The following is an 11840-nucleotide window of genomic DNA, read 5'->3' as shown; positions in this document are numbered from 1 at the left end:
GTTCAGGAGTGAACGGCTCGGGCTTTTTTTGCTCAATCAGGCGGTCTGATCTTCTTTACCCAGGCACGCCGCCGCAGTAAACAACACATCGGTAGATGAGTTGAGTGCCGTTTCGGCCGAATCCTGCAGTACGCCGATGATGAAACCAACGGCGACAACCTGCATGGCGATTTCACTTGGAATACCAAACAGGCTGCACGCCAGCGGGATCAGCAGCAGCGAGCCGCCCGCCACGCCGGAAGCCCCACAGGCGCAAATGGCCGCGACCACGCTGAGCAGCACGGCGGTTGGCAGGTCCACGGTAATCCCAAGAGTGTGCACAGCCGCCAGGGTCAGCACGGTGATAGTGATGGCGGCGCCGGCCATGTTGATGGTGGCACCGAGGGGGATCGACACCGAGTAGGTGTCTTCATGCAGGCCCAGGCGTTTGCTCAACGCCAGGTTGACCGGAATGTTCGCTGCCGAGCTGCGCGTGAAGAAGGCGGTGATCCCGCTTTCACGCAGGCACATCAGCACCAGCGGGTACGGGTTGCGGCGCAGTTTCCAGAACACGATGGCCGGGTTGATCACCAACGCCACGAAAAGCATGCAGCCGATCAGCACCACCAGCAGATGGGCATAGCCGAGCAGGGCACCGAAACCCGAGGTGGCCAGGGTGGAGGCCACCAGGCCAAAGATGCCCAGCGGGGCGAAGCGGATCACCACGCGTACGATCAGGGTGACGCCGTTGGACAAGTCGTCCAATACCGTACGGGTGGTTTCACCGGCATGGCGAATGGCGATGCCCATGCCAATGGCCCAGGCCAGAATGCCGATGAAGTTGGCGTTCATCAGCGCACTGACCGGGTTATCCACCACGCTGAGCAACAGGCTTTGCAGCACCTCGCCGATACCGCCGGGGGCGCTTACCGTGGCGTCATGGGTGACCAGTACCAAGGCAGACGGGAACAACATACTGGCGACCACTGCAACCACGGCGGCGGAAAAAGTGCCGAGCAGGTACAGAAACAGGATCGGGCGGATGTGAGTTTCCTGACCGTGCTTGTGGTTGGCAATCGAGGCCATGACCAGCACAAACACCAGGATCGGCGCGACAGCCTTCAGCGCCGTGACAAATACCTTGCCGATAAAACCGGTGGCGCGCGCGGCCTCGGGGAACAGCAAGGCCAACACGATCCCGGCAATCAGGCCGATGACAATTTGGGTGACCAGGCTGACGCGCATTAAACGTTGCAACAGGGAAGGGGCAGCAGTCATAAAGAGTTGTCTCTAGTTTTTTTAGTAGGGCACAGCATTGCAGGCAGAAAGCACTGTAGGAAGCAGGCGCGAAGTCTAGCATGCTGTAGGACGCGTCTCGTTCGCTGCGGCATTCCGTCACCCGTTTCAGTCGGGCTTGGTCAGATCCGCACATGTTCTGTTAAGCTTCATCCCTCTCATCTTTCCTATCCGTCAGCGGGCCCTTCGGGCTGTCGTTGATGTCGTTGTTTCTGGAGTTTTCATGTTGTTTCCTATCCTGCTGCTGTCAGCCGCCGGTTTTACCGTGCTGACCACAGAATTCGTCATCGTCGGCCTGTTGCCCTCGATTGCTCGGGACCTGAACGTCAGTGTGTCCCAGGCCGGGCTGCTGGTGACCTTGTTCGCGTTCACCGTGGCCGCGTTCGGCCCGTTCCTCACTGCCTACTGCGCACGCTTCCCACGCAAGCGTCTGTTCATCAGCATCTTGATCATGTTTGCAGCGGCCAATACGGTGGCGGCACTGGCGCCGAATATTTGGGTAATGGCCCTGGCCCGTTTGATCCCGGCCCTGGGCTTGCCCGTGTTCTGGGCCCTGGCCAGCGAAACGGCGGTTGACATTGTCGGCCCTGAGTTCGCCGGGCGTGCGATTGAAAAAATCGGCTTTGGCATTGTTTGCGCCACCGTATTTGGTATTCCGGTGGGCACGCTGATTTCCGATATGTTCGGCTGGCGCACCGCGTTCGCCGTGCTCGCGGTGATTGCCCTGGCCAAGGCATTGCTGCTGTATGTCTACCTGCCGGTTACCCCGGCCAAGCACCAGCAGGCCAGCTTGCGCTCGCAATTCAAGATCCTGCGCAGCCCCGTGATGCAGGGGCATATCCTGCTGTCGATCCTGGTGTTCAGTGGCATGTTCACCGCCTATACCTACTTGGCAGATATCCTTGAGCGCCTGGCCGGGTTCGACGGCACGTTGGTGGGCTGGTGCCTGATGGGCTTTGGCGCGGTCGGGCTGATCGGTAACTCCCTGGGCGGACGTGCCGTGGATCGTCATCCGTTGATTGCGTCCATGGTGTTTTGCGGGTTCATGATCGCGGGCATGGTGGCGGTGGTGCCGGCGATTCACTCGACCATCGGCCTGGCCGCGGCGATGGCGGTGTGGGGCGTGACCCAGGCGGCGATGTTCCTGGTCAGCCATGTGCGCTTGATGAAGGCCGCGCCCCATGCACCGGCGTTTGCCGCGTCGCTGAATATCGCCGGCGCCAACCTCGGCATTGGCCTGGGCGCGATGGTGGGCGGGCATGTCATCGACACCCTGGGCCTGGGCAGCCTGGGGTTTGCCGCTTCGGGGTTTATCCTGGTGTCGATCCTGCTCGCACTGTGGCTGATGACCGCCAAACCCACGGCGCTCAATGCCTGAGCGATCAGGGCAGGGCGGTAAACAACTCCCGCCGGGCACCCTCGGTAATTGCCACAATGCCGGGGTGCTTGACCTTGCGCTCCACTGAGATTGCATAAAACGACTCGGTCACTGCATCGGTCTGGCCGATCAGCGCTACGCCGTATTGGCGCACCACCTCGTCGGCGATCACGCTGGGCGCGATAAAAATTCCGCTGCCGGATTGCCCGAAGGCCTGCATCAAAGCGCTGTCGTCGAACTCGCCGATGATGCGGGGTTGAATCTGCTGTTCGGCAAACCAGCGCTGCAAACGGCTGCGCACCACGGTCTCAGCGCCCGGGATCAGCAGCGGTGCGCCCTGCAAACACTGGGGGAAATCCCCCCCATGCTGGTCAGCCAACGTCTGGGTGGCGAAAAAACTGATGCCGCATTCTCCCAGCTTCTGGCTGTAGCCCTTGATGTCCAAGTGCGTGGGCATGGGGCTGTCGGAAATCACCAGGTCCAGGCGCTGGATCGCCAGGTCGGCCAGTAAACGTTCGAGTTTGTCTTCACGGCAGGTGATGCGGATCGGTTCGCTCAACTCCATGGTCGGCGCGATCAACCGGTACACGATGGATTTGGGCACCACATCCGCCACCCCAACGCGGAACGGGATCTGCTGTTCGTCGGGCTGGGCGCGCAGCATCGCCTCCAGTTCGTTGCCGGTCTGGAACATCTGCTCGGCGTAGGGCAGCGCCTGGCGCCCGGCTTCGGTCAGTTCAAGCTGGCGCCCGACCCGCTGAAACAGGGCAATACCGAAGGTCTGCTCCAACAGGCTGATCTGCCCGCTGATGGTCTGCGGCGTGAGGTTCAATTGCTCACAAGCGCGCACGATGCTGCCGGTCTTGGCCACCACCCAGAAGTAATGCAGTTGTCGATAATTGAGCATCACGGCCTACACTTCGTAAAAAACGAAGTATACGCGAGAAAAATACGAATTTTCCTGAACTGTTCGCCTGCATAGAATGCCTCGCTATCGAGGGGCCACTACTTGGACCCAATGGTTCTAACGAGGAATACATCATGAAACTCAATTCCCTGGGCGCGGCGTCGTTGCTTGCGCTTTCATTGATAGGGGTCAGCGGCTGTGATCAAGTCGAGAAAAGCGCGCAACAGGTGCTGGGCAAAGCCACCGAGTCGGCCAAGCAGGCGATCGATGACACCCACAAGGCCGCCGAACAGGCATTGAGTGAAGCAACCCAGGGCTTGATCAGCCCTGAGAAGCAGGAAAAAGACGCCGAAAACGCTGCTGAATCCGACACCAAAGAAACCTAATTCCCCAGCACAACCACGTCAGGACTGACCTATGGATTACCTTCTACAACTGGCCGCCAGCCCCACCGCCTGGGTCGCACTGGCTACCTTGATCGTCATGGAAATCGTGCTGGGCATCGATAACCTGATCTTTATCTCGATCCTCACCAACAAACTACCTGAGAAGCACCGGGCCAAGGCGCGGCGCATTGGTATCAGCATGGCGTTGATCTTGCGCCTGGGCCTGCTGAGCACCATCGCATTCATCGTGCAATTGACGACACCGGTGTTCGAAGTGTTCGGCCAGGCGTTCTCGTGGAAGGACATGATCCTGATCGCCGGCGGCCTGTTCCTGGTGTGGAAGGCAACCACCGAGATCCATCACAGCATGGACCCGGAGCCTGAAGAGAAGGCAACTGTCAGCAACACCGTGACCATCGGTTTTGCCGCCGCCATCGGCCAGATCCTGATGCTCGACCTGGTGTTCTCCATCGACAGCATCATCACCGCCGTGGGCATGACCGAGCACTTGCCGATCATGATCATTGCCGTGGTGGTCTCGGTGATCGTGATGCTGGTGGCCGCTGAGCCGTTGGCCAAGTTCATCAACGACAACCCGACCGTGGTGATGCTGGCCCTGGGCTTCTTGATCATGATCGGCATGACGCTGATCGCCGAAGGCTTCGGCGCCCACGTACCAAAAGGCTACGTGTATGCGGCCATGGCGTTCTCGGCTGCGATCGAATGCTTGAACATCGCCCGGCGTAACCGGCACGCACGTTTGCTCGCTGCACGCCAGTAATCGCTGAACAAACAGGCCGGCTGTGCTCACAAGAGCCCAGCCGGCCTTTTGCTGTCTGCTAGAATCGGCCCATTTGTTAGCTTGAGGTCCCCCATGAACGAGCCGATTCGCCTTACCCAGTACAGCCACGGTGCGGGTTGCGGTTGCAAGATTTCGCCCCAGGTGCTGGAAGTGATCCTTGCGGGCAGCGGTGCACAGAACCTCGACCCCAACCTGTGGGTGGGCAATGCCTCCCGCGACGATGCGGCGGTATACGCCATCGACGACGAGCGCGGCGTGGTGTCCACCACGGACTTTTTCATGCCGATTGTCGACGACCCGTTCGACTTCGGCCGCATTGCCGCCACCAATGCCATCAGCGATATCTACGCCATGGGCGGCGATCCCTTGATGGCCATCGCCATTCTCGGCTGGCCGGTCAACGTGCTGGCGCCGGAGATTGCCCGCGAAGTGATTCGTGGCGGTCGGGCGGTGTGCGACGCGGCGGGCATCCCGCTTGCGGGCGGGCATTCCATCGACGCGCCGGAGCCGATCTTCGGTCTGGCCGTGACCGGCATTGTGCAAAAGCGCCATATGAAGCGTAACGACACGGCCACCGCCGGTTGCCGCCTGTACCTGACCAAGCCCCTGGGCATCGGCATCCTCACCACCGCCGAGAAGAAGGGCAAGCTGCGCGAGGCGGATATCGGCCTGGCGCGTGACTGGATGTGCACTCTCAACAAGCCGGGCAGCCGTTTCGGCAAGTTGGCCGGCGTGACGGCCATGACCGATGTCACCGGTTTCGGCCTGCTCGGCCACCTGGTGGAAATGGCCGACGGCAGTGGCCTGACGGCCCGCATCGATTATGCAAAGGTTCCGCGCCTGCCAGGGGTGGAGTATTACCTGGACCAGGGCTGTGTGCCGGGTGGCACCTTGCGCAACTTTGAAAGCTACGCCAGCAAGCTGGGGCGTGTGCAGGAACTGCACAAGCGCGTGCTGTGCGACCCCCAGACCAGCGGCGGCCTGCTGATCGCCGTTACCCCGGAGGGTGATGCCGAGTTCCACGCCGTCGCCGCCGAGCTGGGCCTGGCCCTTGAGCCTATCGGTGAACTGCTGGAGCGACAGACCAACGCGGTTGAGGTGATTTGATGGCGACGGACATCACCGATTACCGCGACATTTTCCTCAACGACCGCCCGATGATGGATACCCGCGCGCCGGTCGAATTCACCAAGGGCGCGTTCCCCGGGGTGATCAACCTGCCGCTGATGACCGACGACGAGCGCCAGCGGGTCGGCACCTGTTACAAGCAGCAAGGCCAGCAAGCGGCGATCGTGCTGGGGCATGAGTTGGTGTCCGGGGCGATCAAGGCCGAGCGTATCGAACAGTGGGCGCAGTTTGCCCAGGCTAACCCCAATGGCTACCTTTACTGCTTTCGGGGCGGCCTGCGTTCGCAGATCGTGCAGCAATGGTTGAAAACCGAAGCGGGCATCGAATATCCCCGCGTGGGCGGTGGCTACAAGGCCATGCGCACCTTCCTGCTGGAGACCCTGGAGCAGGCGACTGCCCAGTGTGATTTCGTACTGCTGGGCGGCATGACCGGCACCGGCAAGACCGAAGTGCTCGGCCAACTGCGCAATGCGCTGGATTTGGAAGGGCACGCCAACCATCGCGGTTCCAGCTTCGGCAAGCGTGCTACGGCGCAACCGTCCAATATCGACTTCGAGAACCGCCTGGCGGTGGACCTGTTGAAGAAGCGCGCGACGGGCATTGACCAGTTCGTGGTCGAGGACGAGAGCCGCATGATCGGCAGCTGTGCGCTGCCGCTGCCATTGCACAAGGGCATGCAGACGTTTCCGATGGTGTGGCTGGAAGACAGCGTCGAGGGCCGTGTCGAGCGCATCCTGAAGGATTACGTGGTGGACCTGTGCGCCGAGTTCATTGAGGTTTTTGGGGAAACCGGCCAGCGATTATTTGCCGAGCGCCTGACCCAAAGCCTGGCCAATATTCACAAGCGACTGGGCGGCGAGCGTTTCCAGCGGTTGCAGGCGGTGTTGCAGGATGCCCTGGCCGAACAGGCACGCAGCGGTGCAGTGGAGCTGCATCGGGTATGGATTGAAGGTTTGCTGCGTGAGTATTACGACCCGATGTATGCGTTCCAGCGCGAAAGCAAGGGCGCGCGTATCGAGTTTGCCGGGGAGCAGGGTGCAGTGGTGGAGTATTTGCGCGAGCGGGCGGCCCGGGTGGGGTGACCTTTGGGACGCCATCGCAGGCAAGCCAGCTCCCACCTTTTGAAGTGTGAATACATACAAAGGTGGGAGCTGGCTTGCCTGCGATGAGGCCATCGGCCCCACTGAAAATCTAAAGAATTACCGCTCCAATCAACCCACACACCACCCCCACCAGCATGGTCAAGCCGGCCACCGTCACCAGCACCCGCGCATCGAAATCCTTGCGCAGCATCAACAGCGACGGCAGGCTCACGCTCGGCAGGGTCATCAGCAAGGCCACGGCCGGGCCGGTGCCCATGCCCAGGGCCATCATGGTTTGTACGATGGGAATCTCTGCCGCTGTCGGAATCACAAACAGCGTGCCCACAATCGCCAGCGGCACCAGCCACACCAGGCTGTCGGCCATCGCTCCGTCCACATGGGGAAACAACCAAACCCGTGCCGCGCCGAGGATCAGCACCGCCAGGATATACACCGGGATAGTGCTCCAGAACAGCTGCCACAGCGTGCGTAACCAGCGGCTCAAGAACGGTTGCGACTCCACTGTGCTGACGTCGGCAACGGCTTCAAGTGCTGCTTCCGGCACGTGGTCCGGGCGCGCAATGCGCTGTGCCACCAGGGACACGCCCACCACCAGCACAATCCCCGCCACCAGCCGCAGCGCGGTGAAACCCCAGCCCAGCACAAAGCCCATGAATACCAGTGTGGCCGGGTTCAATACCGGGTTGGCAATCCAGAACGCCAGCGCCGCGCCGACCGACACTTGCTGGCGGCGCATGCCCGCCGCCACCGGGGCCGCGCAGCAGCTGCACATCATCCCCGGCAGGGCGAACAGCCCACCGCGCAGGGTCGAGCCCAGCCCGGCGCGGCCAAACAGGCGCAGCAGCCAGTCGCGAGGGATCAATACCTGCAGCAATGAACCGAGGATCACTGCCAGTACGGCGGCTTTCCAGATGGCCAGGAAATACACCTGGGCATAGGCCAGCGCCGCCGCCAGGGGCGAGCTTTGCTGGTCATTGAGAATCGAGGCGCCAATGCTGTGGTTGTCGGCCGCTACAAACGCCTTGAGGTAGTAGGGCGACCACTTCACATAGTAGAGGCCGATGCAGGCCACCAGGAGAAACAGCGCAGGTTTGCACCAGAATGCCCAGCCGCGGTTGGGCTGGGTGGAAGCGAGGTTGGACATGGAGAGGATCCGCAGGTGAGTCGATAGCCCGGCATCATACGCCCCTGCGGCCCAAGCTTCAGATATCTGCGCTGACCTGGGTCGGGTCCGGGCAGTTTTCCCCGCCGTTATTCAGCCCTTGCTTGTAGTTGCGGCTGAGCAGCGAAGCCTTGCCGTTGTGCCAGGTCAATGTCAGCACGTACAGGGAGTCGTAGTCATTGCCAGACCAATCATCGGTAATGGTGTGTTTTTCGCCAGCGGCTTCGCTGGCGACTTTGTTGATCAGTTCCGGCAAGTAACCGTGGGACCAGGCCGTGTAGATGGTCGCGTTGCGGTACTTGTCCTCGACCAGTTCTTCGGCCAGGGCACTGGTGTCATTCGCTGAGAACTCGATATTCACCGGCAGGCCGAGCTTGATCGCGCTGGGGCTGATGGTGATCAGTGGGCGAATGTAGCTGTAGGAGTTATCCAGTTCGCCTTCCTCGACGTTGCGCGTCGGGTTGGCAGCGAACACATAGTTGGCTTTGCCGAACTTTTCCGGCAACAGTGTCGCCAGGTTCATGGCGCGGTTCAGGCCCTGGCAATTGAGTTGGCCCAGGCCACCGGCGGGTTTTTCACCATGGCGCAGGAATACCAGGGTTTGCACGCCATCGACCGGTTGCGCACGGCTTTCACGGGCGTCCAGGGCGGTGACGATAGCAGCGCTGACCAGCAGCAGCGGCAATACCATGTAGGAATAACGTTTGAGTCGTGGCACAAGGCGCAGAGGCTTGATCGTCATGATAGGTTCGAGTCTTCGTGCGTCGGGTTAAGGCGGACAAGCCCGGCCCCAGTGACGCATCAGCGTCCTGCGGTGTTCCCTGTCGATATAGCAAGCAGCCTCCATTCATTGTTCGGGCGCTCTTTAAGAGTGCATTCGGGCGCTTTGGTTCGCCCACGCGGGATACTAGCCGGCAAATGTTGCGCAACGATGACCCATGCACGGCGGCAGGCAGATGACTATGATGGGGCTTTCCGACCAGGGGGTTCTCGATGAACGCACTCGCCGCTTTCCCGATCAATAGCAAATGGCCCGCCCAGCACCCAGAACGCCTGCAGCTGTATTCGCTACCCACGCCCAACGGCGTCAAGGTGTCGATCATGCTCGAAGAACTGGGCCTGCCTTACGAGGCGCACAAGGTCAGCTTCGACACCCAGGACCAATTGTCTCCCGAGTTCCTGTCCCTGAACCCCAACAACAAGATCCCTGCGATTATCGACCCCAACGGCCCGAGCGGGCAGCCGCTGGCACTGTTCGAATCCGGCGCGATCCTCGTTTACCTGGCGGAAAAGACCAGCCAGTTGCTTTCCGAAGACCCGGCCACCCGCTATGAAACCCTGCAATGGTTGATGTTCCAGATGGGCGGCATTGGCCCGATGTTTGGCCAACTGGGGTTCTTCAACAAATTCGCCGGCAAGGCTTATGAGGACAAGCGCCCGCGTGATCGCTACGCCGCCGAATCGCGGCGCTTGCTGGGCGTGCTCGAAAAGCGCCTGTTGGGCCGCACCTGGATCATGGGCGACGAGTACAGCATCGCCGACATTGCGACCTTTCCGTGGGTTCGCAACCTGATCGGGTTCTACGAGTCCGGTGACCTGGTAGGCATCACCGATTTCCCTAACGTACTGCGCGCGCTGGACGGCTTTGTCGCACGTCCTGCGGTGATCCGTGGCCTGAACATTCCGAGCTGATGCATGCCGACTTTCGATTTTCAACAACTGGACGTATTCAGCAGCGTGCCGCTCAAAGGCAACCCCTTGGCCGTGGTGCTGGGGGCCGATAGCTTCACCGACCAGCAGATGGCGGACTTTGCCAATTGGACCAACCTCAGCGAAACCACGTTTTTACTGACGCCGCGCGACCCACGTGCTGACTATCGGGTAAGAATCTTCACCACCCTCAAAGAGCTGCCGTTCGCCGGGCATCCGACCTTGGGCAGTTGCCACGCCTGGTTGCAGGCTGGCGGCGTGCCACGTGGGGAGGAGATTATCCAGGAGTGCGAAATCGGCTTGGTGCGTATTCGTCGCCAGGGTGACCAACTGGCGTTTATCGCGCCGCCATTGTTGCGTGCAGGGCCCGTGGAGGCGCCGTTGCTGGAGCGCGTGCGCCTGGCTTTGAAGCTGGCGCCCGAGGCGATTGTGCGCAGCCAGTGGGTCGACAATGGTGCGGGTTGGCTGGCGGTGATGCTGGCTGATCGTGACGCGGTGCTTGCGTTGCAACCGGACTATGCGCAACTGCTGGGTCTGGCCGTAGGGGTGATCGCCCCCTGTGATCCGACGCGTGATGCGGTGGACGCGCACTTTGAAGTGCGCGCTTTTGTCGCTGGCGATGGCGCCGCCGAAGACCCGGCCACCGGCAGCTTGAATGCCGGCGTGGCCCAATGGCTGCTCGCCGAGGGCCTGGCGCCCAGCCGTTACGTGGTCAGCCAAGGCACGGCGATTGGGCGAGCGGGGCGTATTCATATCGAGCGCCAGGGCGATGAAATCTGGGTGGGCGGCGCCGTAGCGTTGTGCATCGAAGGGCGTCTACAGCTTTAGATCAATGAATTGTTACGCCCCCGGCAATACACTATTGGCCCCTCGGCATTTGTGTTGCCGGGACTTGGGGGCATAAGCTTTCGCCCCAAAGTGTTCAGCCATTTTTCAGGATTGCCATGACCAGCCAGTTCCCCCAAGCCCGTCCACGTCGCCTGCGCCGCTCCCCGGAATTGCGTGGCCTGTTCCAGGAAAGCGAATTCACCCTCAACGACTTGGTACTGCCGATTTTCGTCGAAGAAGAAATCGACGACTTCGTGCCCATCACCAGCATGCCGGGTGTGTTGCGCATTCCTGAGAAAAAACTCGCCGGTGAGATCGAGCGTTACGCTCGCGCCGGCATCAAGTCGGTGATGACCTTCGGTGTGTCCCACCACCTCGACGCCAGCGGCAGCGACACGTGGAAAGAACGCGGCCTGGTTTCGCGCATGTCCTCGATCATCAAGGACGCCGTGCCGGAAATGATCGTGATGTCCGACACCTGCTTCTGCGAATACACCGACCACGGCCACTGCGGCGTGATGCACGGTGCCCATGTCGACAACGACGCGACCCTGGTCAACCTCGGCAAACAAGCCGTGGCCGCCGCCCGCGCCGGCGCCGACGTGATCGCCCCGTCAGCGGCGATGGACGGCCAGGTCCAGGCCATCCGCCGCGCGCTGGATGACGCCGGCTTCACCCACATCCCGATCATGGCCTACTCCACCAAATTCGCCTCGGCCCTCTACGGCCCCTTCCGAGAAGCCGGCGGCAGCGCGCTCAAGGGCGACCGCAAAAGCTACCAGATGAACCCGATGAACCGCCGTGAAGCCGTGCGCGAATCGCTGCTGGACGAACAGGAAGGCGCTGATGCGCTGATGGTCAAGCCTGCCGGTGCCTACCTCGACATCATCCGCGACATCCGCGAAGCCTCGCGCCTGCCGGTGGCGGCGTACCAGGTGAGCGGTGAGTACGCGATGATCAAGTTCGGCGCACAGGCCGGGGCGATTGATGAGGATCGAGTGGTGCGCGAGACGTTGGGGTCGATCAAGCGGGCGGGGGCGGATTTGATATTTACGTATTTTGCGATGGATTTGGCGGTGGCGGGGATCTAAAGGAACCTAGTACACCTGTGGCGAGCGAGCTTGCTCGCGCGGGGCTGCCTAGCAGCCCCGTATCTCGGCC

12 protein-coding genes are annotated in these 11840 nt (G+C 61.3%); 8 read left to right on the top strand and 4 right to left on the bottom strand.

Annotation, left to right across the window (positions count from 1 at the left end; all coding sequences use genetic code 11):
• Nucleotides 1-36: 36 nt before the first annotated feature.
• On the bottom strand, nucleotides 37-1257 hold the full coding sequence (sstT, locus tag MHH62_RS06260) for a serine/threonine transporter SstT (protein ID WP_014717954.1): 1221 nt from the start codon (nucleotides 1255-1257) through the stop codon (nucleotides 37-39).
• Between the two features lie 241 nt (nucleotides 1258-1498).
• Between sstT and MHH62_RS06255 the strand changes: the two genes are divergently transcribed.
• A complete protein-coding gene (locus tag MHH62_RS06255) occupies nucleotides 1499-2653 on the top strand; it encodes an MFS transporter (RefSeq protein WP_020302054.1) in 1155 nt (384 codons plus the stop codon).
• Between the two features lie 4 nt (nucleotides 2654-2657).
• On the opposite strand, the gene nhaR is transcribed toward MHH62_RS06255, so the two are convergent.
• The gene (nhaR, locus tag MHH62_RS06250; protein ID WP_014717956.1) at nucleotides 2658-3560 is read right to left on the bottom strand and encodes a transcriptional activator NhaR; all 903 of its coding nucleotides are present in this window, start codon (nucleotides 3558-3560) and stop codon (nucleotides 2658-2660) included.
• 134 nt (nucleotides 3561-3694) lie between these two features.
• Between nhaR and MHH62_RS06245 the strand changes: the two genes are divergently transcribed.
• The 4 genes from MHH62_RS06245 (at nucleotide 3695) to mnmH (ending at nucleotide 6958) form a co-directional block, all read left to right on the top strand.
• A complete protein-coding gene (locus MHH62_RS06245) occupies nucleotides 3695-3946 on the top strand; it encodes a hypothetical protein (protein WP_014717957.1) in 252 nt (83 codons plus the stop codon).
• A 31-nt stretch (nucleotides 3947-3977) separates the two neighbouring features.
• Nucleotides 3978-4727 (top strand): TerC family protein, encoded by a 750-nt coding sequence (locus tag MHH62_RS06240; RefSeq protein ID WP_014717958.1) that lies wholly within the window; start codon nucleotides 3978-3980, stop codon nucleotides 4725-4727.
• A gap of 93 nt (nucleotides 4728-4820) precedes the next feature.
• A complete protein-coding gene (gene selD, locus MHH62_RS06235; RefSeq protein ID WP_020302053.1) occupies nucleotides 4821-5855 on the top strand; it encodes a selenide, water dikinase SelD in 1035 nt (344 codons plus the stop codon).
• Nucleotides 5855-6958, top strand: a complete 1104-nt coding sequence (mnmH, locus tag MHH62_RS06230; RefSeq protein WP_019817515.1) for a tRNA 2-selenouridine(34) synthase MnmH — start codon at nucleotides 5855-5857, stop codon at nucleotides 6956-6958. Before selD ends, mnmH begins: the two co-directional genes overlap by 1 nt.
• A 109-nt stretch (nucleotides 6959-7067) precedes the next feature.
• Here mnmH and MHH62_RS06225 read toward each other — a convergent pair whose 3' ends face one another.
• Complete coding sequence (locus tag MHH62_RS06225; RefSeq protein WP_019817514.1) at nucleotides 7068-8123, bottom strand: permease; 1056 nt, start codon at nucleotides 8121-8123, stop codon at nucleotides 7068-7070.
• A 58-nt stretch (nucleotides 8124-8181) separates the two neighbouring features.
• A complete protein-coding gene (locus MHH62_RS06220) occupies nucleotides 8182-8883 on the bottom strand; it encodes a histidine phosphatase family protein (protein WP_102667030.1) in 702 nt (233 codons plus the stop codon).
• Between the two features lie 251 nt (nucleotides 8884-9134).
• Here MHH62_RS06220 and MHH62_RS06215 point away from each other — a divergent pair, with 251 nt between their 5' ends.
• The 3 genes from MHH62_RS06215 to hemB all read left to right on the top strand — a co-directional run bounded on the left by MHH62_RS06215 (nucleotide 9135) and on the right by hemB (nucleotide 11770).
• A complete protein-coding gene (locus MHH62_RS06215; RefSeq protein ID WP_019817512.1) occupies nucleotides 9135-9833 on the top strand; it encodes a glutathione S-transferase N-terminal domain-containing protein in 699 nt (232 codons plus the stop codon).
• A 3-nt stretch (nucleotides 9834-9836) separates the two neighbouring features.
• Entirely contained in the window at nucleotides 9837-10679 is an 843-nt protein-coding gene (locus MHH62_RS06210; protein WP_038449690.1) for a PhzF family phenazine biosynthesis protein, read from the top strand.
• A gap of 116 nt (nucleotides 10680-10795) precedes the next feature.
• Entirely contained in the window at nucleotides 10796-11770 is a 975-nt protein-coding gene (hemB, locus tag MHH62_RS06205) for a porphobilinogen synthase (protein WP_019817510.1), read from the top strand.
• The last annotated feature ends 70 nt before the right edge of the window (nucleotides 11771-11840 follow it).

This window comes from Pseudomonas sp. FSL L8-0168, assembly GCF_037976155.1.
GTDB lineage: Bacteria > Pseudomonadota > Gammaproteobacteria > Pseudomonadales > Pseudomonadaceae > Aquipseudomonas > Aquipseudomonas paracarnis.
Note: the sequence above shows the minus strand (reverse complement) of the source record. Positions and strands in the feature narration are given on the sequence as shown.